This is a genomic window from Bradyrhizobium elkanii WSM2783 (genome assembly GCF_000472865.1).
GTDB classification, from domain to species: domain Bacteria; phylum Pseudomonadota; class Alphaproteobacteria; order Rhizobiales; family Xanthobacteraceae; genus Bradyrhizobium; species Bradyrhizobium elkanii_A.
Genome location: NZ_AXAP01000060.1, coordinates 31,606 through 52,938, shown reverse-complemented (window position 1 = coordinate 52,938; position 21,333 = coordinate 31,606). Strand labels below are relative to the sequence as shown.

Genomic DNA, 21,333 nt, shown 5'->3' with positions numbered 1-21,333 from the left:
CTTCTTGTGACCACCGATCTTGCCGGGCGAAAGGCCTCCGGTCTCTCGCCTCAGGTTCTTCCACTTCGTCACACAGGATGGACTGATCTGAAGCGCCGCNGCAATCGAGCGAACGGTCTCGCCTGCATCAGCGCGCTTAAGCGCCAGTTCGCGGATGTCTTCCGAATAGGGTCGCGTCATCCATGCTGGCCCCCGGCCCCAGCATGGAGTTTGAATCAGAAATTCCTCCAATTGGGAATCCCGATTCCGCTAAAAAACAACACGCTCTAGGCTTCAGCCGATCCGTTTCCGGCCATCGGCCGTGAACAGGTGCAATTTGTCGCGCGGGGCGACCGCCCGAATGCGCTCGCCGATCGCCGGGCCGGTCGCGCCGGGAACCCGGACGATGACCTCGCCGGGCGGCAGTTCGCCGGGGTTGGCGGCCACGCCCTGTTCCTCGCGCTGGCGGGTGCCGTAGACGAAGGTCTCGGCGCCGACATGCTCGATCGCCTCCACGGTGAGGCCAAGCGCGATGCCGCCGGCGACCGATTCGTTCGCGATCACGAAGTCTTCGGGCCGGATCCCGAGAATGCCGGCCTTGCTGGCACTGATATCGCCGGCGAGCTGCGACCTGAGCTCCTCGGAAGCCAGCGGCATCAAATTCATCGGCGGCGCGCCGATGAAGGCGGCCACGAAGGTGGTCGCCGGCTTCTGGTAGATTTCGAGCGGATTGCCGATCTGCTCGACCAAGCCGCCGTTCATCACGACGAGAATGTCGGCGAGCGTCATCGCCTCAAGCTGGTCATGGGTGACGTAGATCGAGGTCGTGTTCAGCCGGCGCTGCAATTTGCGGATCTCGACACGCATCGCGATGCGCAGCTTGGCGTCGAGGTTCGACAGCGGCTCGTCGAACAGGAACACTTTCGGCTGCCGCACGATCGCGCGCCCCATCGCAACGCGCTGCCGCTGGCCGCCGGAGAGCTGCCGCGGTTTGCGGTCGAGCATCGCGGCAAGCTCGAGGATGCGCGCGGCTTCCTCGACGCGCGTCCTGATCTCCGCCTCCGGCATGCGGCGGTTGCGCAGGCCGTAGGCCATGTTGTTGTAGACGCTCATATGCGGATAGAGCGCGTAGTTCTGGAACACCATGGCGATGTCGCGATCGGCGGGCTCGACCCGGTTGACCACGCGGCCGCCGATGCCGATCTCGCCGCCGGTGATGGTCTCCAGTCCCGCCACCATGCGCAGCAGCGTCGACTTGCCACAGCCGGACGGGCCGACCAGCACGCACAACTGGCCGTCGCCGACCTCGAAATCGATGCCCTTGATCGCTTCGAAGCCGCCCGGATAGGTCTTGCGGACGCTGCGGAGGGTGACGTTAGCCATGTCTCACTTTTCCGTCTCCACCAGTCCGCGCACGAACAGCTTCTGCATCACCACGACCACGAACACCGGCGGCAGCATCGCGAGCACGGCAGTCGCCATCACCACGGGCCATTCGGTCAGCGCGTCGCTGGTGGTGATCATCTTGCGGATGCCGATCTGGATCGTCTGCATGTCGTCGCGCGTGGTGATCAACAGCGGCCAGAGATATTGATTCCAGCCGAGGATGAAGAGGATGACGAACAGCGCCGCCATGTTGGTGCGCGACAGCGGCAACAGCGTATCCCAGAAGAACCTGAGCGGCCCTGCGCCGTCGATCCGCGACGCCTCGAGCAACTCCTCGGGGACGGTCATGAAGAACTGGCGGAACAGCAGGGTCGCGGTGGCGGATGCGATCAGCGGCAGCGCGAGGCCGGCATAGCTGTCGAGCAGATGCAGGTCGGCGACGGTCTTGTAGGTCGGATAGATCCGCACCTCGACCGGCAGCATCAGCGTGATGAAGATCAGCCAGAACATCGTCATCCGGAACGGAAAGCGGAAATAGACGATGGCATAGGCCGAGATGATCGAGACCGCGATCTTGCCGAATGCGATCGAGAGCGCCATCACCAGTGAGTTGAGCAGCATGGTGCCGACCGGCTCGCGGGTCGAGCCGCTCGTGCCGACAAAAATGGTCTGGTAGTAGGTCTGAAGGAAATGTCCGCCGGGCAGGAGCGACATCTGGCCGTTGGCGATCGCGGCGTTTTCCTGGGTGGACGCAACGATGGCGAGATAGACCGGAAACGCGACGATCGCGATGCCGATCCACAGGATCGCATGCGCGATGTAGCGCTGGATGCCTTCCTGCTCGACCATCAGTAGGTCACCTTGCGCTCGACGAAGCGGAACTGCACTGCCGTGAGGCCGATGACGATGATCATGAGGATCACCGACTGCGCCGCGGAGCCGCCGAGGTTGCCGCCAAGCAGGCCGTCGACATAGACCCTGTACACCATCGTCTCGGTGGCCTTCGCCGGTCCGCCGCGCGTCATCGTGTCGATGATACCGAACGTGTCGAAGAAGGCGTAGACGATGTTGACGACCAGGAGGAAGAAGATGGTCGGCGACAGCAGCGGGAACGTCACCGTCCAGAACCGCCGCATCGGGCGCGCGCCGTCGATCGCGGCCGCCTCAAGCACGCTTCTCGGAATGCTCTGCAGGCCAGCGAGGAAGAACAGGAAATTGTAGGAAATCTGCTTCCAGGCGGCGGCGAGAATGATCAGGAGCGCGGCCTGATTGCCGTCGAGCAGCGGATTCCAGTCGATGCCCATGCCGCGCAATCCCCGCGCCAGGATCCCGAGCGAGGGGTGCAGCATGAACACCCAGAGCACGCCGACCACCGGCGGTGCGACCGCATAGGGCCAGATCAGCAGCGTGCGATACAGCGTTCCGCCGCGCAGCGGCTTGTCGGCCATCACAGCCAGCAGCAGCGCAAACGACAGCGACGAGAATGCGATGGCGAAGGAGAAAACGAAAGTCCTGACGATCGCCGCCCAATAATCCGGCTGGCTCAGGATGTCCTGGTAGTTCTCGAACCAGACGAAACTGGTCGAGAGTCCGAACGCATCCTGAAGCAGGAAGGATTGCACCACGGCCTGCGCGGCCGGCCAATAGAAGAAGATCAGGACGATCGCGAGCTGCGGCGCGACCAGCGCAAAAGGCAACAGCTTCGATTGGAAAACCGACTGCTTCTGCATGACACCCCAGATCAGCCGTCGTCCCGGCTCAAGGCCGGGACGACGATATCAGAATGAAGCGAGAGATCTCAGCGTACAGCGGTTTTTTCAAACTGCCGGAGCATCTGGTTGCCGCGCTCGACGGCGGCATCGAGCGCCTGCTTGGCCGTCTTCTTGCCGGCCAGCGCCTGCTCGATCTCTTCGGCCCAGAGGTCACGAAGCTGGACCATGTTGCCAAGGCGCAGGCCGCGCGAGTTCTCGGTCGGCTCCTTGTTGGTGAGCTCCTTCAGCGGGGTCTCCAGATAAGGCTGATCCTTGTAGAAGCCCTCTGCCTTCGCTTTCTCGTAGGCGGCCTTGGTGATCGGCAGATAGCCGGAGGCCTTGTGGATCTCGACCTGGCGGTCGGTATCGGAGAGGAAGGCAAGGAACTTGGCGACGCCCTTGTATTCCGCAGGCGTCTTGCCGCCCATCACCCACAGCGAGGCCCCGCCAATGATCGAATTTTGCGGCGCGCCCTTGGCGTCGGGATAGTAGGGCATCGGTGCGTTGGTCCAGTTGAACTTGGCCTGCGACTTCACATTGCCGAAGAAGGCCGACGAGGTCAGGAAGATCGGGCACTCGCCCGACGTGAAGCGGCCCTCGCCGGCGTTGGTGCGGCCGGAATAGTCGTAGGTCTTGTCCTTCTGCAGCTCGACCAGATTTTCGAGATGCTTGACCTGCAGCGGTCCGTTGAACTGCAGCACGGTGTCAAAGCCGTCGAGCCCGTTGGCCTTGCTGGCCAGCGGCACGTTGTGCCAGGCCGAGAGCTGCTCGAGATTGACCCAGGTCGCCCAGGCGTTGGAGAAGCCGCAATTGCTGTAGCCGGCGGCCTTCAATTTTTTTGCCGCGGCGAACACGTCCGGCCAGGTCTTCGGAATCTCGGCGATATCAGCCTTCTTCAGGGCGTCGAGATTGACCCACATCACCGTCGAGGACGAGTTGAAGGGGAAGGACAGCATCTCGCCTTTCGAGGTCGAGTAGTAGCCGGTGATCGCAGGCAGGTAGCCGCTCGTATCGAATTTCTCGCCGGCCTCCTGCATCAGCTTATAGACAGGCTTGATCGCGCCGGTGGCCGCCATCATGGTGGCGGTGCCGACCTCGAAGACCTGCATGATGTGGGGCGCGTTGCCGGCGCGGAACGCGGCAATGCCGGCATTCATTGTATCAGCATAGCCGCCCTTGTAGGTCGGAACGACCTTGTACTCGCTTTGCGATGCATTGAAGTCATTGGCGAGCTTGACCACGACGTCGTTGTTGCCGCCGGTCATGGCGTGCCACCACTGGATCTCGGTCACCGCAAATGCCGGCGAAGCGCCGAATGCCAGTGCGACCGCGATTGCCGCTGCAGCGCCGAACTGTCGAAAAGCCATCAAAACCCCTCCCATTAAGCCGCCATCTCCGCCGGTTGCGCTAACAGCGCGGAATGACGTGCAAATGACCTATAAGCGAAGATCAGGGTACCGGGGAAGCCGGCGAAAGGTAGAAACCACTAACAGCGCCGATGACGGCGCCCCGAAGGTCGGGGCCGGCGCTGGCTTTAGCCGTCATTCCGGGGCACGCCAACGGGTCCACGCAAGGCGCGGCCCGATGACAGGCTCCGCGTGAGCCCGGAATCCATTCATCCACATCGTTTGTGGCCCGATGGATTCCGGGCCTGCGCCTTCGGCGCATCCCGGAATGACGAGCACGTAGCCTGGACAGATCAGCGCTTCCGCTCGGGCCCGCAGACCACGCCCTTGGCGATGAGCGATTCGACTTCTGCCTGCGAATAGCCGAACTCGCCGAGCACCTCGGCGGCGTGCTGGCTGAACTTCGGCGGAGTGCGGCGCAGGCTGGGTTTGGTGCGTTCCAGCCGGACCGGCGAGGCGACGCCCTTGTACCAATCCTTCTCGATGATATCGCCGCGATAGATCGTGTGCGGGTTGGTCAGCGCCTGGTCGATCTTCTGCACCGGGCCCGCCGGCAGGCCGGCCGCGAGCAGGCGGTTGCAAAGCGGCTCGGCCTCATACTGGCTGAACACCGCGGCAAGCTCGGCACGCAGCGCGTCGCGGTTGGCGATGCGATCCTTGTTGCGGGCAAAGCGCGGATCAGTGCCGAGCTCGGGCTTGCCGATCTCCTTGGCCAGTTTGCGGAAGGTGCCGTCATTGCCGACGCCGATGAAGATGTTGTCGGTCTTGGTCGGGAAGATCGCGTAAGGAACGAGATTGGGATGCTCGTTGCCGGTGAGGCCAGGCGGCTTGCCGTGCATGAAATAGTTGGCCGTGTGCGGATGCATGATCGCAAGGCCGGTTTCATACAGCGTGGTCTCGAGGAACTGGCCGAGGCCGGAGCGCTGCCGCTCCGACAGCGCCATCAGGATGCCGATCGCCGCATAGAGCCCGGTGGTGATGTCGACCAGCGGCACGCCGATCCGCATCGGGCCGCTTTCCGGCGAGCCGGTGGCGGCAATCATGCCGGTCATGGCCTGGATGATCGCATCATAGCCGGGATTGCCGCCGCGCGGGCCGTCGGCGCCGAAGCCGGAAATCCGGCAATGCACCAGGCGTGGGAATTTCGCGCGTAGCACGTCGTTGCCGATGCCCCATTTGTCGAGCGTGCCCGGCTTGAAATTCTCGATCAGGACGTCGGCGCCTTCGAGCAGCTTCATCAGCACGGCACGGCCGCCTTCGGAGGCAAGGTCGAGCCCGATCGAGCGCTTGTTGCGGTTGATGCCGACGAAATAGGCCGCATCTTCCTCATGAAAGGGAGGGCCCCAGTCGCGCACTTCGTCGCCGGCGGGCGGCTCGACCTTGATTACGTCGGCGCCGTGGTCGGCGAGAATCTGGGTGCAATAGGGACCGCCGAGCACGCGCGTCAGATCGATCACGCGCAGGCCGGCCATCGCGCCTGCGACCGCTTCTGAACTCATGGGAAACCTTCGCTCAAGTCAAACAGATGGAGGGCTCGCCAGAGCTACCGGTCTTCGAACGCGGCGGCAATGCCTTATCGCGCGTGGGGGCATGCCGTCACCGATCGCAACGCGAATAGCCCGCCGCGAAAAATCAGCGGGCTATTCCGCCATGCGGATTACACCACGTTCAGGCGTACATCGACATTGCCGCGCGTGGCGTTGGAATAGGGGCACACCTGGTGGGCCTTCTCCACCAGCGCCTCTGCATCCGCGCGCGGGAGCCCGGGCAGGGAGATGTCGAGCGCGATATCGAGGCCGAAGCCGCCTTCGGAGCGCGGTCCGATGCCGACCGTCGAGGTCACCGAAGCGTCGGCGGGCACCTTCGGGCCGCCCTGCGAGGCCACGAATTTCATCGCGCCGATGAAGCAGGCGGCGTAGCCGGCCGCAAAGAGCTGCTCGGGGTTGTTGCCGGCGCCGCCGCCACCGCCGAGCTCCTTCGGGGTGGTGAGCTTGACGTCGAGCGCGCCATCGAGCGTTGCGGCATGGCCGTCGCGGCCGCCGGTGGCCTTTGCGCTGGTCTTGTAGAGCACGTTCACGGACATGGGTGTCTCCCTCATCAATGGTTTCGACGCGCCTTATATTGCAGACAATTTGATTGCGCGCAATATAAAGCGCGTGGCCTCACATTTAATTGTTCGCAATTGAATGTGCGGCCGCACCGGTCCACAATGAACTGAGATTCTGACGAGGCTGAGAAATGGCACGGAAACAATTGGCGGTCGCGGATCAGCCGCTACGGCTCGACAATCAAATCTGCTTTGCGATCTATTCGGCCGCGCACGCGTTCAACCGCGTCTACAAGCCGCTATTGGACCGGCTCGGCCTGACCTATCCGCAATACCTGGTGATGCTGGTGCTATGGGAGAAGGACGGAGTTCCGGTCAAGGATATCGGCGAGCGGCTGTTCCTGGATTCCGGCACGCTGACGCCGCTGCTCAAGCGGCTGGAAGCGGCGCAGTTCATCAAGCGCACACGTAGCAAGGAGGACGAGCGGCAGGTGCTGATCGCGCTGACGCCGCCGGGGCAGGCGCTGAAGGAAAAGGCGAGAGCAGTGCCGCAGCAGGTCCTGGTTGCTTCGGCCTGCTCGATCCCCGAACTCTCGGCGATGAAGAACGAGATCGTCGCGCTGCGAGACAGGCTGAATGCGGCGGTGGGGGAGTGAGGGGGATCAGAGGCGCTTCTTGCGAAGGCGCGGCCGGAGTGGGACTTGAGATATTTCTCGAAGGCGAGCGCTTTGTACTTATCGGGGAAGGCGCAGTACCAGATCAGTTGCCATGGCTTGAACTTGGCGGTGTGCGCGGACCTGCCGGCATTGTGTTCCGGAAAGCGCCGTTTCAAATCCGCAGTGGCGCCGATGTATTCCTGGTCCGGGAAATTGATGCTGCGGATGATGTAGACGTACCTTCGAGCTCCGCACGGCCGCGCCACGCGTAGCCCGAAGGGCGAAGCGTGGTGGAGCCAGGCGGGATCGAACCGCCGACCTCTTGCATGCCATGCAAGCGCTCTCCCAGCTGAGCTATGGCCCCTTAAGGGATCGCGAGCCGCATCCGACTCGCGCGGAGAGACCCAGAACACAGTTCTGGATCGATCTCAAGTCTCTTCATCGCCTCCGACGTCGCCAATGATGTCCGTGACGTCCTCATCGCCTTCTTCTTCGTCGGCAATGAAGGTGGAATCATCATCGTCATCGTCTTCGAGGGTCTCGTCGATCTCGATGTCGTCCTCGGATTCGGGAACGACGGCCTTGACCTTGCCGGTGTTCTCCTCGGCGTCGGCCTCTTCCAGCGAGACCAATTCTTCGGCCTCCGCGGGCTCCGGCATATCCGCAGCGGTGGTGGCCGCAGCGGCGCTGGCGCCACGGGTTGTGCGCGGCGGCGCCACGGGGGCGATCGGCACGACTTCGCCGGTGTAAGGCGAGATAACCGGGTTCTTGTTCAGATCATAGAACTTCTTGCCCGTGGTCGGGCAAATGCGTTTGGTTCCGAGGTCGGACTTGGCCACGTGGTGATCCCAGGAATTTTCTGAAAAGCGGTGCTTCACTTGGCTAGTTGAGGGGCCGCTGTCAATAGCGGTTTGCGGGCATTTGTCACCGGGTGACGCCGGGGGTTCGATATGTTACCTGCCGCGCCGCGAGAGGACGTGATCTTGGCCCATTCCGACCACCAGAACCCCGAAAAGACCCCCTCCAAGACCCCCCTGGAGGCCCGCGCGAGCGGTCCCCTGAGCGGCAAGGCCCGCGTCCCCGGCGACAAGTCGATCTCCCACCGGGCCCTGATCCTGGGCGCGCTGGCGGTCGGCCAAAGCCGGATTTCCGGGCTGCTCGAGGGCGAGGACGTGCTCAATACCGCCAAATCGATGCGGGCGCTCGGAGCCGAGGTCGAGCGTACCGGCCCGTTTGCCTGGTTAGTCCGGGGCGTCGGTGTCGGGGGCTTCGCGGCGCCTGCCGGGCCGCTCGATTTCGGCAATTCCGGCACCGGCTGCCGGCTGGTGATGGGAGCGGTTGCCGGCTGTCCGATCACGGCGATCTTCGACGGCGATGCCTCGCTCCGCTCGCGGCCGATGCGGCGGATCCTCGATCCCTTGGAACTGATGGGCGCGAGGACGGGGGACATGAGAGAGGGCGGCCGGCTGCCATTAACGCTGCATGGCGCCCGCAACCCGGTGCCGATCGTCTACAAGACCCCTGTCGCCTCGGCCCAGATCAAGTCCGCGGTGCTGCTGGCGGGGCTGGCAGCGCCCGGTGTCACCACGGTGATCGAGCAGGAGGCCAGCCGCGATCACACCGAGCTGATGCTGAAGCATTTTGGCGCCGCGCTCACCTCGACCAAGGAAGGTAGCCACGGCCGCCGGATCGCGCTGACCGGCCAGGCGGAACTGCACGGCGCCGAGGTCGTCGTTCCCGCCGATCCCTCCTCGGCCGCGTTCCCGGTCGTGGCGGCGCTGGTCGTTGGCGGCTCCGATATCGTGCTGCCCGACGTCATGACCAATCCGCTGCGCACCGGACTGTTCACCACGCTGCGCGAGATGGGCGCCTCGATCGAGGAGGACGAGTTGCGCATGGACGGCGGCGAGCCGATGGCGCGCCTGCGCGTACGTGCTTCCAAATTGCGCGGGGTCGAGGTGCCGCCGGAACGCGCGCCGTCGATGATCGACGAATATCTGGTGCTCGCGGTGGCGGCCGCTTACGCCGAGGGCACCACCATCATGCGCGGCCTGCAGGAATTGCGCGTCAAGGAATCCGATCGCCTCGAAGCCACCGCCGACATGCTGCGTGTCAACGGCGTCAAGGTCGAGATCTCAGGCGACGATTTGATCGTCGAGGGCAAGGGCCATGTGCCCGGCGGCGGCGTGGTCGCCACCCACATGGATCATCGCATCGCGATGTCGGCCCTGGTGATGGGGCTCGCCGCCGACCGGCCGGTGACGATCGACGACACCGCCTTCATCGCCACCAGTTTCCCGGATTTCATTCCGATGATGCGCTCGCTCGGCGCGGAGTTTTCATGATCATCGCTATCGACGGGCCGGCCGCATCCGGCAAGGGTACGCTGGGAAAGAGGCTCGCCGCCCACTATGGCTACCGCCATCTCGACACCGGCGTGATCTATCGCGCGGTGGCGAAGGCGCTGCTCGACGCCGGCGTCGACCTCACCGATGAAGCGCGCGCGATCAAGGCGGCGATGGAGCTGGACCCCGAGAAATTCGGCCATCCCGAGTTGAAGACTCAGCGGATCGGCGATGCGGCTTCCGTGGTCTCGGCGATCCCGAAAGTGCGCGAGGCGCTGGTCAATTTCCAGCGCCAGTTCGCCGCCGATCCGCCCGGCGCGGTGCTTGACGGCCGCGACATCGGGACCGTGATCTGCCCGCATGCCGATGTGAAGATCTTTGTCGTTGCCGATCCGCGTGTGCGGGCGCGGCGGCGGACGCTGGAGGCCCGCGCGCGCGGCGAGGACGCTGACGAGGCCGCGGTGCTGGCCGATATTCTCAAGCGCGACGAGCGCGACAAGAACCGCCCGGTGGCCCCACTGAAGGCGGCGCCAGATGCGCATACGCTGGATAATTCCGATCTCGATATCGAGGCCGGCGTGCGCGCCGCGATCGACATTGTCGAAGCGGTACGCGCGGCGCGTGGACTGGTCTAGCGCGTCGAGGATTCCTGGTCAGCCAGGCCGGAGGAAGACTGTGCAGCCGAAAAGGTCCGCATCGATGCCGCCGCGCCAGGCATCGCGGCGATGGCATGGCCGAGTGCGAACGCAGCAACGACGGCCAGGGCGATCAGGCTTTTCATGGTTGTTCCCCTGTCTCTTGGGTGGGCCCCACTCTGCGCGGGCTCACTTAAGCCCGGGTTCCACCACAAGCCCTGCCAGATGCCTTTCGCGCGACACGGTCAACAATTGTTCAAATGCAGTCCGGCATTGTTAAGGCTTGTGTCAGCCTTAAAGCCCCGCAAATCGGGCATTTCTGGCTTGCCGAAAATAGCGGTGGATATTATATCAGCGGTGGCCGTGCCGCCATCGACTATGTCGGGGCCGCCCGAGCGGGCCGGCAGCGGGGTATGAGCCCCGGCCGATATTGGAGGAGCGCCCGCTCCATCGGTCTCTGACGTCGATCTTTCGTTTCCGGGCTCGGACGTCTACGTCACGCGCATTCTTTCGCAAAACAGGCTTCCACTTTGCGGAATGCGCGCCATCAACGTATCGAACATGTGGCTTGCTGCCGGCCCGCTTTTGCGCCCTCGCGCAAGGAGCGGTCGTCAGGATTTGCGGACCTGACACCACATGCGCGGTGCGCCCTTAACCCGAACGGCCGGCAAGACACCCGCATCTGGAGAACATATGGCTTCGAATACTGCTGCTTCCTATAGTCCTACCCGCGACGATTTCGCCGCGATGCTCGATGAATCCTTTGCCGGCGGCAATCTGCAGGAGAGCTCGGTCGTCAAGGGCAAGGTGGTTGCCATTGAAAAGGACATGGCCGTCATCGACGTCGGCCTGAAGACCGAAGGTCGTGTGGCCTTGCGCGAATTCGCCGGCCCCGGCCGCGAAAGCGATCTCAAGGTCGGCGACGAGGTCGAGGTGTTCCTCGACCGCATCGAGAATGCGCTGGGCGAAGCGGTGCTGTCGCGCGACAAGGCGCGGCGTGAGGAGAGCTGGGGCAAGCTCGAGAAGGCGTTCCAGAACAACGAGAAGGTCACCGGCGTCATCTTCAACCAGGTCAAGGGCGGCTTCACCGTCGATCTCGACGGTGCGGTGGCCTTCCTGCCGCGCTCGCAGGTCGATATCCGTCCGATCCGCGACGTCGCGCCGCTGATGAACAATTCGCAGCCGTTCCAGATCCTCAAGATGGATCGCCGCCGCGGCAACATCGTGGTGTCCCGCCGCACCGTGCTGGAAGAGACCCGCGCCGAGCAGCGCCAGGAACTGGTGCAGAACCTCGAAGAGGGTCAGGTGATCGACGGCGTGGTCAAGAACATCACCGATTACGGTGCGTTCGTGGACCTCGGCGGCATCGACGGCCTGCTGCACGTCACCGATATCGCATGGCGCCGCGTCAATCACCCGACCGAGGTGCTCTCCATCGGCCAGACCGTGAAGGTCAAGATCATCAAGATCAACCACGAGACGCACCGCATCTCGCTGGGCATGAAGCAGCTCCTGGACGATCCGTGGCAGGGCATCGAGGCGAAGTATCCGCTTGGCGCCCGCTTCACCGGCCGCGTCACCAACATCACCGACTACGGTGCGTTCGTCGAGCTCGAGCCTGGTATCGAAGGCCTGATCCACGTCTCCGAGATGTCGTGGACCAAGAAGAACATGCATCCCGGCAAGATCGTCTCCACCTCGCAGGAAGTCGAGGTGCAGGTGCTCGAAGTCGATTCGGTCAAGCGCCGCATCTCGCTCGGCCTCAAGCAGACCATGCGCAACCCCTGGGAAGTCTTCGTCGAGAAGCATCCGGTCGGCTCGGTGGTCGAGGGCGAGGTCAAGAACAAGACCGAGTTCGGCCTGTTCCTGGGTCTCGAAGGCGACGTCGACGGCATGGTGCACCTGTCCGACCTCGACTGGAAGCTTCCCGGCGAGCAGGTGATCGACAACTTCAAGAAGGGCGACCTGGTGAAGGCTGTCGTGCTCGACGTCGACGTCGAGAAGGAGCGCATCTCGCTTGGCGTCAAGCAGCTCGAGGGCGATCCCTTCGCCGAGCCGGGTGACGTCAAGAAGGGCGCGGTCGTGACCTGCGAAGTGCTCGAAGTGAAGGAGAGCGGCGTCGAGGTGAAGATCTCCGGTACCGACTTCACAACCTTCATCAAGCGCTCGGAACTCGCCCGCGACCGCAACGATCAGCGCGCCGAACGTTTCGCCGTCGGCGAGAAGGTCGATGCGCGGGTGATCCAGTTCGACAAGAAGGCCCGCAAGGTGCAGGTCTCGATCAAGGCGCTGGAAGTGGCCGAAGAGAAGGAAGCCATCGCGCAGTACGGCTCCTCGGATTCGGGCGCGACGCTCGGCGACATTCTCGGCACTGCACTCAAGAATCGTGCCAACGAGAAGTGAGCACTTGCTTTCTTCGTCGCATCATCAAGCCCCGGCTTCGGCCGGGGCTTTTTTGTTCAGGGGCTACGGCTGCGTATCTCGGCGTATTCCATCCGTGCTACGCTTGTAACTCTATGCCAGCCTTGTTTTCTTCATATTGCACCGCAATTGATGTATTTTGATAACCTCTCCGTCATCCTGTGATTGCAAGAACGCGTTGAGCTCTTTTGGAGATTTTCGATGTCGCTTGATTCAGACGTGATCGTCGATCGTCGTCGGATTCGCCGCAAGCTGACCTTCTGGCGCGTCGCGGCTGCGGTGGTTGCGGTCGCGGCCCTTGTCGGCGTCGGCGTGATCGTCGCGGGTGGGCGCGGCTCGCTGACGGCGGCGGGATCGATCGCGCGCATCAATATCGAGGGCCTGATCCGCAGCGACCAGGATCGTGTCGAGGCGCTGGAGCGGCTCGAGAAGTCGCAAGCTGCGGCCGTCATCGTCCATATCAATTCGCCCGGCGGCACCACCGCCGGTTCCGAGCAGCTTTACGACGCGCTGACGCGGCTGAAGGCGAAAAAGCCGTTGGTCGTCGTGGTCGAGGGATTGGCGGCGTCCGGCGGTTACATCACCGCGATTGCCGCGGACCACATCGTCGCGCAGCAGAGCTCGCTGGTCGGCTCGATCGGCGTGTTGTTCCAGTTTCCGAATGTCAGCGAGCTCCTGAAAACCGTGGGCGTGAAGGTCGAGGAGATAAAGTCCTCGCCGCTGAAAGCCGCGCCCAACGGCTTCGAGCCAACCAGCCCGGAAGCACGCGCCGCGATCGATGCGCTGGTGAAGGATTCCTATGCCTGGTTCCGCGGCCTCGTGAAGGAGCGACGCGGCATGGATGATGCCCTGCTTGAAAAGGTCGCGGACGGGCGTGTCTTCACCGGCCGGCAGGCGGTGGAATTGAAGCTCATCGATCAGCTCGGCGATGAGAGGGCTGCGGTCGCCTGGCTGGTTCAGGAGAAGAAGATCAAGAGCGAATTGCCGGTCCGCGACTACAAGCTCAATCCGCGCTTCGGTGATCTGACATTCCTGCGCACGGCCGCTTCGGTCACGCTTGATGCATTTGGTTTGAGCGCGATTGCGCGCCGCATTGAGCAGGCCGGCCTGGTCCAGGCAGTCGATCGGTTCGGCATGGATGGCTTGCTGGCGCTTTGGCAGCCGTCGGGGAGCAATTGAGATGCGCACAATCGGTCTCTGGCCGCACTCCCGTATTGCGGGAATCGCGAAAAGCCGGTCCCGGGCCATTTGTCACGGCTCTTCATCGGCGCCAAAAGTGATTTAGCGTCTTGACAGTTCAAGGCATTTTCACGGAAATGGATATCCGCAAGGTCCCGGGCCACACTCTCGATGATCAAATCCGAACTTGTTCAGCGTATCGCCGAGCACAACCCGCATCTCTACCAGCGGGATGTCGAGAACATCGTCAATGCGATCCTCGATGAGATCGTGGCTGCGCTGGCGCGCGGCGATCGGGTTGAGCTGCGTGGATTCGGCGCGTTCTCGGTGAAGCATCGTCCGGCGCGGGCCGGCCGCAATCCGCGAACGGGCGCGCATGTGCCGGTCGATCAGAAGAGCGTTCCGTTCTTCAAGACCGGCAAGGAAATGCGCGAGCGCCTGAACCGCGACACCGATGCCAGCGGCGGCAGCTCGCCGGAATCGAGCGCCTGATCTCGCGGAGATCGCTGGCGCATCCGCGTCTCCGGTTGCTATAGATCGGCACGCGATTGTCGGCCGATGCGAGGGATGGTGATGCGAAAGTTCTTCACGACGCTGCTCGTCATCCTGCTTGGCCTGTTCTTCATCATCTTCGCTGTTGCGAACCGTCACCTGGTGACGGTTTCATTCGATCCGTTCAATTCGACCACTCCGACGGTGGCGATAACGCTGCCGTTATTCCTCGTGCTCATTATCGTGGCGATCCTGGGCGTGCTCGCGGGCGGGGTGGCGACCTGGTTCCAGCAGCATCGCTGGCGCCGCGCGGCGCGACAGCATGAGGCTGACGCCCGGCAGGCCCGGGCGGAGCTGGCCGATCTGCGGGCGACCCTGGCCGCAGCCCAAGCCGAACGGCGTCGCCTCACAGCTCCATCAAATGGCGGTTCATCGGGGGTCGTCGGGCGAGACAAGCAGGGCGCGACGTTGTAGAACCCGCCCGTCCGTGCCGGAGCTGCCAGTTTCGGCCGTTGCAGCGCTCCTGAGAGACCATGTCCCTGCTCGTCAAAATCTGCGGCCTGTCTACGCGCGAGACGCTCGACGTCGCGCTCGAGGCCGGTGCCGACATGGTGGGCTTCGTGTTCTTTCCGCCCTCGCCGCGGCATCTCTCGCTCGAGACCGCGCGGGAGCTCGGCCGGCAGGCGAAAGGCCGCGCCGTGAAGGTGGCGCTCACCGTCGATGCGGATGACGCCACGCTCGAAAACATCGTCGAAACGCTGCAGCCCGACATCCTGCAACTGCACGGCAAGGAGACGGTGGCGCGCGTGCGCGACATCAAGCAGAGGCTCGGCCTGCAGGTGATGAAGGTGCTCGCCGTCGAAACGACGGCCGATCTCGCGCCGCTCGGAGGCTATGCCGCCGTCGCCGACCGCATCCTGTTCGACGCCCGCGCCCCGAAGGGCGCGACCCGGCCGGGCGGGCTCGGGGCGGTGTTCGATTGGCACGTGCTGGAACAGCTCGAGCTTGCATTGCCCTTCATGGTCTCAGGCGGGCTCAATGCCGACAATGTCGCTGAGGCCGTCCGTGTCACCCGTGCCGGCGGCGTCGATATTTCGTCCGGCGTCGAACGGTCGCCCGGCATCAAGGATCCCGAGCTGATCCGCGCTTTCATCCGCGCCGCGCGTGGCGTCCCTTCACCTCTCCCCGTTCACGGGGAGAGGTCGGATCGCGCTAGCGATCCGGGTGAGGGGGAGTCTCCGCGATCACAACTGCTAGCGAATTTGCGGCGAGAGCCCCTCACCCCGACCCTCTCCCCGCAAGAGCGGGGCGAGGGAGTAGAGACAGCGCGCCCGCGCGCGCCACAGAAGAATTGATGGTTCGATGAGTCCAGCACTACCCAACTCTTTCCGCAGCGGTCCCGACGAACGCGGGCATTTCGGCATTTTCGGCGGACGTTTCGTCGCGGAAACGCTGATGCCGCTGATCCTCGACCTCGAAAAAGCCTATGCCGAGGCCAAGGCCGATCCTGCCTTCCAGAAGGAGATGGACGGCCATCTGAAGCACTATGTCGGCCGGCCGTCGCCGCTCTATTTCGCCGAGCGGCTGACCGAGCATCTCGGCGGCGCAAAAATCTATTTCAAGCGCGAGGAGCTCAACCACACCGGCTCGCACAAGGTCAACAATGTGCTTGGCCAGATCATGCTGGCGCGCCGGATGGGCAAGAAGCGTATTATCGCCGAGACCGGCGCCGGCCAGCACGGCGTCGCCACCGCGACGCTGTGCGCGCGGTTCGGGCTCGAATGCGTGGTCTATATGGGCGCGGTCGATGTCGCGCGGCAGCAGCCCAACGTGATCCGCATGGAGATGCTGGGCGCCAAGGTGGTCCCGGTGCAGTCGGGCGCGCGCACCCTGAAGGATGCGATGAACGATGCGCTGCGCGATTGGGTCACCAATGTGCACGACACATTCTACTGCATCGGCACGGTGGCTGGCCCGCATCCCTATCCGATGATGGTGCGCGATTTCCAATCGATCATCGGCATCGAAACGCGCCAGCAATTGCAGGAGGTCGAGGGCCGCCTGCCGGATTCGCTCGTCGCCTGCATCGGCGGCGGCTCCAACGCGATGGGGCTGTTCCATCCGTTCCTCGATGATCCTTCGGTCGAGATCTTCGGCGTCGAGGCTGCCGGCCACGGTTTGACGCAATTGCATGCGGCGTCGATCGCGGGTGGCCGGCCCGGCGTGCTGCATGGCAACCGCACCTATCTGTTGATGGACGAAGACGGCCAGATCCAGGAGGCACATTCGATCTCGGCCGGGTTGGACTATCCCGGCATTGGGCCGGAGCACGCCTGGCTGCACGAGACCGGCCGCGTCAACTATCTCTCGGCGACCGATGAGGAAGCGCTGGAAGCCTTCCAGCTGCTGTCGCGGCTCGAAGGCATCATCCCGGCGCTCGAGCCCGCGCATGCCATCGCCAAGGTGATGGAGCTCGCACCGAAGCGGCCCAGGGATCACCTGATGGTGGTCAACCTCTCCGGCCGCGGCGACAAGGACGTGCCGCAAGTCGGCGACATCTTGAAGGGCCGAAACAAGTGACCTCTCGCCGCCGCTCCCTTTCTGACCTCTCCCCGCAGGGGAGAGGTCGGCTGCGCAGCAGCCGGGTGAGGGGTCTCTCCACTCACTCGAACCGAAGTGAGGTTTCGATCATCTCAAGCACCCCGTCGAGATTCTCATATACGTCCGTATTCTGGACGCGCACGACGAGGAAGCCGCAGGCTTCGAGAACCTTTGTTCGCGCCTCGTCGTACTTGATCTCTGAGTCCCTGGAATGGGTCGCTCCGTCGACCTCGACGATCAATTTCCCATCGAGCGTGACGAAATCGACGATGTACCGATCGATTGGATGCTGGCGGCGGAATTTCCATCGCGCCAGCTTCCTGTTGCGCAATGCCTGCCAAAGTTTGGCCTCGGCGCTGGTCTGCGACGCGCGGAGGCTTCGTGCTCTTGCCTTGAACCTCTCCATCCCCCTCACCCGGCTGCTGCGCAGCCGACCTCTCCCCGGAGGGGAGAGGTATAGCACAGCGAATGCCGCGCCATGACCACCCGTATCGATGCACGTTTTGCCGAGCTTGCGAAGCAGGGCCGCTCCGCTTTTGTCACCTTCGTGATGGCCGGCGATCCCGACCCTGCGACATCGCTCGACATCCTCAAGGCGCTGCCGAAGGCAGGCGCTGATATCATCGAGATCGGCATGCCCTTCACCGATCCGATGGCGGATGGGCCGTCGATCCAGGCAGCGGGGCTGCGCGCGCTCAAGGGCGGCATGACGCTGAAGAAGACGCTCGAGATGGTGCGCAGCTTCCGCAAGGATGATAACGCCACGCCGCTGGTGCTGATGGGCTATTACAATCCGATCTACATCTATGGCGTCGACAAGTTCCTCGCCGATGCCAAGGCCGCGGGCGTCGATGGCCTGATCATCGTCGACCTGCCGCCGGAGGAGGACACCGAGCTGTGCCTGCCGGCGATGAAGGCCGGGCTCAATTTCATCCGCCTGGCGACGCCGACCACTGACGACAAGCGCCTGCCGGCGGTGCTCGCGAACACCTCGGGCTTTGTCTATTATGTCTCGATCACCGGCATCACCGGCGCCGCGGCGGCAGACGCCACGGCGGTCGGCGAAGCGGTGGCACGCATCAAGCGGCATACCAAGCTGCCGGTCTGCGTCGGTTTCGGCATCCGCACGCCGGAAGCCGCTCGAGCCATTGCCGAGAGTAGCAGCGGGGCGGTGGTCGGCACCGCGCTGGTCGATGCCCTGCGCGGCAGTCTCGATGCGGAGGGGCGGGCTACCGCCAGGACCGTGCCGGCCGTTGCCGATCTTGCTGCCGCGCTGGCGCAGGGCGTGCGAGGCGCCAAACAAGCGGCCGAATAGGCCGCTACCGTCGTTGCAGGCGGCTTGCCGGGCGTTACCCGGCCCGCCATATATTCAGCCAATGCGGAACCGACCGCATTTCGGAGCGAAGCATGAACTGGCTCACCAATGTCGTCCGGCCGAAGATCCGCAGCATCCTGCGGCGCGAGACGCCGGAGAATCTTTGGATCAAGTGCCCGGATTCCGGGCAGCTCGTGTTCTACAAGGACGTCGAGGCCAACCAGTTCGTCATCCCCGGCTCGAATTACCACATGCGCATGGGCGCGGTGGCGCGGCTGAAGTCGATCTTCGACAACGAGACCTGGTTCGACGTGGCGCTGCCGGACGTAACACCCGATCCGCTGAAGTTCCGCGACGAGCGCAAATATGTCGACCGCATCAAGGATGCGCGGGCCAAGACCAGTCTCAATGACGCGATCAAGGTCGGATACGGCAAGCTCGAGGGCGCGGGCGTCGTGATCGCGGTGCAGGATTTCGACTTCATGGGCGGTTCGCTCGGCATGGCTGCCGGGGAGGCGATGGTGCGCGGGCTCGAGCTCGCGGTCGAGAAGAAGTCGCCCTTCATCGTGTTCGCCGCCTCGGGCGGCGCGCGGATGCAGGAAGGCATTCTGTCGCTGATGCAGATGCCGCGGACGACCGTGGGCGTGCAGATGTTGCGCGAAGCCAAGCAGCCCTACATCGTCGTACTGACCAATCCGACCACCGGCGGCGTCACCGCCTCCTATGCGATGCTGGGAGACGTGCATATCGCCGAGCCCGGCGCGCTGATCGGCTTTGCCGGCGCGCGCGTGATCGAGCAGACTATCCGCGAGAAACTGCCGGACGGATTCCAGCGCGCCGAATATCTGCGCGACCACGGCATGGTCGACATGGTCGTGCATCGCCACGACATGCGCGCGACGCTGGCACGGCTGTGCCGCCTGCTCACCAAATCGCCGGCGCTGCAGGTGCCCTCGAAACCTGCGCCGGAGGTCACGGCACCCACCCAGATCGTCTCGGCACCGGAAACCGTGCCGGCAGCGCCGCACGCGTGAGCGTACCGCCCGCCCAGCCATCGCCGCCGCTCGGCGAGCTGGTTGCGCGCCTGTCGGCGCTGCATCCGAAGACGATCGATCTCAGCCTCGATCGCATGCACGCCCTGCTCGCGCGGCTCGATCATCCCGAGCGCAAGCTGCCGCCGGTGATCCATGTTGCCGGCACCAACGGCAAGGGCTCCACGATCGCTTATTTGCGTGCGATCCTGGAAGCAGCCGGCTTGCGTGTGCATGTCTTCACCTCGCCCTATCTGGTGCGGCTGAATGAGTGCTATCGGCTCGGCCGCGTCGGTGGCGGCGTGCTTGTTAGCGATGATGAATTGCGCGCGGTGCTCGAGCATTGCGAACGGGTCAATGACGGCCAGCCGATCACGATCTTCGAGATCGAGACCGCGGCGGCGTTCTGCCTGTTCGCCCAGCATGCGGCCGACGTCACGCTGCTGGAGGTCGGTCTCGGCGGCAGGCTGGATTCGACCAATGTGGTCGAGACGCCGCTTGCCTCCGTCATCGCGCCGATCAGCATGGATCACACCGAATTCCTCGGCGACACACTGACCGCGATCGCAGGCGAGAAGGCCGCGATCATCAAGCGCGGCGTGCCGGTGATCTGTGCCGAGCAGTCGCCTGATGCGATGACCGTCGTCGAGGCTCAGGCGGCGCGCCGACGGGCCCCACTGCACGTGGCCGGACAGCAATGGCATGTCGGGGTCGAGCGCGGCCGGCTGGTCTATCAGGATGACCGCGGCCTGATGGATCTGGCAGCGCCAAAACTGTTCGGCCGTCACCAGTTCGACAATGCGGGGCTTGCGATCGCGACGCTGCGTGCGATCGATGCGTTCAAGATCGGGATCGCTTCGTTCGAGGCCGGCATCGTCAATGCCGAGTGGCCGGCGCGAATGCAGCGGCTGGCGTCGGGTGCGCTGGTCAATCTGGCGCCGCCGGGCTCCGAGATCTGGCTCGATGGCGGACACAATGCCGAAGGCGGTCGCGTGGCGGCCACTGCGGTCGGCGATCTCGAAGAGCGCGTGTCGCGTCCGCTGGTGGTGATCGCCGGCATGATGGCGAACAAGGATGCATCCGGCTTCCTGGCCAATTTCGCCGGTCTGACGCGCCACATCATCGCGGTCGAGATTCCGGGCCGTGCGGGCGCGATGCCGCCGGACCGGCTGGCGGATGCGGCGCGCGCGTTCGGCATGCGCGTCGAGATCGCAGCGAGCGTGGAGGCCGCGCTGCATGCGCTTTCGCAGCTTGCTTACGAGGTGCCGCCGCGCATCCTGATCACCGGCTCGCTCTATCTCGCCGGCCATGTGCTCGACGTGAACGGCACGCCGCCGACATGACGCTGCGCTTTGCCGCCATCGCCGACGTGCACGGCAACTATCTGGCGCTGGAAGCTGTGGTTGCTGATATCCGCGCGCAGGGGATCGCCGAGATCGTCAATCTCGGCGACATGGCGAGCGGTCCGCTGGACGCGCGGCGGACGATGGACACGCTGATGGCGCTCGGTGCCGTTCACGTAATTGGCAATCACGATCGCTATCTCATCGATCGGCCGCCGGAGAAGATGGGTTCGTGGGACCGGCCGGCGTACGCGCAACTCGATCAAAGCCATCTCGACTGGCTGCGTGCGGTGCCGGCAACGCGTGTGTTCCGCGATCAGGTCTTTCTCTGCCATGCGACGCCGGCAAGCGACGAGGTCTATTGGCTGGAAACGGTGCTGCCCGACGGCACCGTGCGGATGGCGGCACTGGAGGCGATCGAGCAGGCCGCGAGTGGCGTCACGCAGCCGCTGATCCTCTGCGGCCACAGTCATCTGGCACGCGCGGTGCGGCTGCGCGACGGGCGCCTGATCGTCAATCCCGGCAGCGTCGGCTCGCCCGGCTATCGGGACGTCCATCCGTACAAGCATGTCGTGGAGGCGGGCACGCCCGACGCGCGCTACGCGGTCCTGGAATTGGCCGATGGTGCCTGGCGGGTCACTTTCCGTCATGTGCCCTATGACCACGATGCGATGGCGGCGCTGGCGCGCGAGAATGGCCAGTTGGAACTGGCATCTGCGCTGGCGACGGGGTGGATTCGTTAACTC

Annotated in this window: 22 protein-coding genes, 1 tRNA gene and 2 pseudogenes; 13 read left to right on the top strand and 12 right to left on the bottom strand. The window is 64.1% G+C overall.

Annotated features, from left to right (window positions below; translation table 11 throughout):
- The 7 genes from YY7_RS53820 to YY7_RS0135315 form a co-directional block, all read right to left on the bottom strand.
- Positions 1–180: helix-turn-helix domain-containing protein (locus YY7_RS53820; RefSeq protein WP_035691720.1), on the bottom strand; the 180-nt coding region annotated here is incomplete at its 3' end.
- A 93-nt stretch (positions 181–273) separates the two neighbouring features.
- On the bottom strand, positions 274–1,362 hold the full coding sequence (gene ugpC / locus YY7_RS0135340; RefSeq protein ID WP_028167319.1) for a sn-glycerol-3-phosphate ABC transporter ATP-binding protein UgpC: 1,089 nt from the start codon (positions 1,360–1,362) through the stop codon (positions 274–276).
- A 3-nt stretch (positions 1,363–1,365) separates the two neighbouring features.
- Positions 1,366–2,214 (bottom strand): sn-glycerol-3-phosphate ABC transporter permease UgpE, encoded by an 849-nt coding sequence (gene ugpE, locus YY7_RS0135335; protein WP_028167318.1) that lies wholly within the window; start codon positions 2,212–2,214, stop codon positions 1,366–1,368.
- A complete protein-coding gene (gene ugpA / locus YY7_RS0135330) occupies positions 2,214–3,095 on the bottom strand; it encodes a sn-glycerol-3-phosphate ABC transporter permease UgpA (RefSeq protein WP_028167317.1) in 882 nt (293 codons plus the stop codon). The genes ugpE and ugpA overlap by 1 nt, the downstream gene beginning before the upstream one ends.
- Positions 3,096–3,163: 68 nt before the next feature.
- A complete protein-coding gene (gene ugpB / locus YY7_RS0135325; protein ID WP_028167316.1) occupies positions 3,164–4,483 on the bottom strand; it encodes a sn-glycerol-3-phosphate ABC transporter substrate-binding protein UgpB in 1,320 nt (439 codons plus the stop codon).
- 332 nt (positions 4,484–4,815) lie between these two features.
- A complete protein-coding gene (locus tag YY7_RS0135320; protein WP_028167315.1) occupies positions 4,816–6,021 on the bottom strand; it encodes a CaiB/BaiF CoA transferase family protein in 1,206 nt (401 codons plus the stop codon).
- Positions 6,022–6,179: 158 nt separating this feature from the next.
- Entirely contained in the window at positions 6,180–6,605 is a 426-nt protein-coding gene (locus tag YY7_RS0135315; protein ID WP_028167314.1) for an organic hydroperoxide resistance protein, read from the bottom strand.
- Between the two features lie 155 nt (positions 6,606–6,760).
- On the opposite strand from YY7_RS0135315, the gene YY7_RS0135310 reads away from it, so the two are divergent.
- On the top strand, positions 6,761–7,225 hold the full coding sequence (locus YY7_RS0135310) for a MarR family winged helix-turn-helix transcriptional regulator (protein WP_028167313.1): 465 nt from the start codon (positions 6,761–6,763) through the stop codon (positions 7,223–7,225).
- A gap of 41 nt (positions 7,226–7,266) precedes the next feature.
- Here YY7_RS0135310 and YY7_RS65280 read toward each other — a convergent pair.
- The 3 genes and pseudogenes from YY7_RS65280 to YY7_RS0135300 all read right to left on the bottom strand — a co-directional run.
- A pseudogene (locus YY7_RS65280) lies at positions 7,267–7,491 on the bottom strand (GIY-YIG nuclease family protein); the annotation flags it as partial.
- A 22-nt stretch (positions 7,492–7,513) separates the two neighbouring features.
- Positions 7,514–7,589 (bottom strand) — tRNA-Ala (locus YY7_RS0135305).
- A 64-nt stretch (positions 7,590–7,653) separates the two neighbouring features.
- A complete protein-coding gene (locus tag YY7_RS0135300) occupies positions 7,654–8,064 on the bottom strand; it encodes a TIGR02300 family protein (RefSeq protein WP_028167312.1) in 411 nt (136 codons plus the stop codon).
- Between the two features lie 111 nt (positions 8,065–8,175).
- On the opposite strand from YY7_RS0135300, the gene aroA reads away from it, so the two are divergent.
- Together aroA and cmk are read left to right on the top strand one after the other, a co-directional pair.
- The gene (gene aroA, locus YY7_RS0135295; protein WP_080663988.1) at positions 8,176–9,570 is read left to right on the top strand and encodes a 3-phosphoshikimate 1-carboxyvinyltransferase; all 1,395 of its coding nucleotides are present in this window, start codon (positions 8,176–8,178) and stop codon (positions 9,568–9,570) included.
- Positions 9,567–10,205, top strand: a complete 639-nt coding sequence (cmk, locus tag YY7_RS0135290; protein ID WP_028167310.1) for a (d)CMP kinase — start codon at positions 9,567–9,569, stop codon at positions 10,203–10,205. The genes aroA and cmk overlap by 4 nt, the downstream gene beginning before the upstream one ends.
- Here cmk and YY7_RS60930 read toward each other — a convergent pair.
- Positions 10,202–10,351 (bottom strand): hypothetical protein, encoded by a 150-nt coding sequence (locus tag YY7_RS60930; protein WP_155255439.1) that lies wholly within the window; start codon positions 10,349–10,351, stop codon positions 10,202–10,204. The genes cmk and YY7_RS60930 overlap by 4 nt on opposite strands.
- A 547-nt stretch (positions 10,352–10,898) precedes the next feature.
- Between YY7_RS60930 and rpsA the strand changes: the two genes are divergently transcribed.
- The 6 genes and pseudogenes from rpsA to trpB all read left to right on the top strand — a co-directional run bounded on the left by rpsA (position 10,899) and on the right by trpB (position 16,877).
- Positions 10,899–12,608 carry a 30S ribosomal protein S1 gene (gene rpsA, locus YY7_RS0135280; protein WP_028167309.1) on the top strand — a complete coding sequence of 570 codons (1,710 nt, stop codon included), beginning with the start codon at positions 10,899–10,901 and terminating at the stop codon, positions 12,606–12,608.
- A 219-nt stretch (positions 12,609–12,827) separates the two neighbouring features.
- Entirely contained in the window at positions 12,828–13,805 is a 978-nt protein-coding gene (gene sppA, locus YY7_RS0135275; protein WP_028167308.1) for a signal peptide peptidase SppA, read from the top strand.
- Between the two features lie 141 nt (positions 13,806–13,946).
- Complete coding sequence (locus YY7_RS0135270; protein ID WP_283807033.1) at positions 13,947–14,297, top strand: integration host factor subunit beta; 351 nt, start codon at positions 13,947–13,949, stop codon at positions 14,295–14,297.
- Between the two features lie 81 nt (positions 14,298–14,378).
- Positions 14,379–14,771: a LapA family protein gene (locus YY7_RS0135265; protein ID WP_028167306.1), complete on the top strand. Its 393-nt coding sequence runs from the start codon at positions 14,379–14,381 to the stop codon at positions 14,769–14,771.
- 59 nt (positions 14,772–14,830) lie between these two features.
- Positions 14,831–15,463: pseudogene (locus YY7_RS53815) on the top strand (phosphoribosylanthranilate isomerase); the annotation flags it as partial.
- A gap of 196 nt (positions 15,464–15,659) precedes the next feature.
- Entirely contained in the window at positions 15,660–16,877 is a 1,218-nt protein-coding gene (gene trpB / locus YY7_RS0135255) for a tryptophan synthase subunit beta (RefSeq protein ID WP_028167305.1), read from the top strand.
- A gap of 82 nt (positions 16,878–16,959) precedes the next feature.
- Here trpB and YY7_RS0135250 read toward each other — a convergent pair whose 3' ends face one another.
- Positions 16,960–17,304: an endonuclease domain-containing protein gene (locus tag YY7_RS0135250; protein ID WP_035691717.1), complete on the bottom strand. Its 345-nt coding sequence runs from the start codon at positions 17,302–17,304 to the stop codon at positions 16,960–16,962.
- Between the two features lie 72 nt (positions 17,305–17,376).
- Between YY7_RS0135250 and trpA the strand changes: the two genes are divergently transcribed.
- From trpA to YY7_RS0135230, 4 genes are all read left to right on the top strand, one after another.
- Complete coding sequence (gene trpA / locus YY7_RS0135245; protein WP_028167303.1) at positions 17,377–18,213, top strand: tryptophan synthase subunit alpha; 837 nt, start codon at positions 17,377–17,379, stop codon at positions 18,211–18,213.
- Between the two features lie 92 nt (positions 18,214–18,305).
- Positions 18,306–19,247 (top strand): acetyl-CoA carboxylase, carboxyltransferase subunit beta, encoded by a 942-nt coding sequence (accD, locus tag YY7_RS0135240; RefSeq protein ID WP_028167302.1) that lies wholly within the window; start codon positions 18,306–18,308, stop codon positions 19,245–19,247.
- A gap of 38 nt (positions 19,248–19,285) precedes the next feature.
- Positions 19,286–20,587 (top strand): bifunctional folylpolyglutamate synthase/dihydrofolate synthase, encoded by a 1,302-nt coding sequence (locus YY7_RS0135235; RefSeq protein ID WP_433994547.1) that lies wholly within the window; start codon positions 19,286–19,288, stop codon positions 20,585–20,587.
- Positions 20,588–20,589: 2 nt separating this feature from the next.
- Positions 20,590–21,330 (top strand): metallophosphoesterase family protein, encoded by a 741-nt coding sequence (locus YY7_RS0135230; RefSeq protein ID WP_028167300.1) that lies wholly within the window; start codon positions 20,590–20,592, stop codon positions 21,328–21,330.
- Positions 21,331–21,333: the final 3 nt, after the last annotated feature.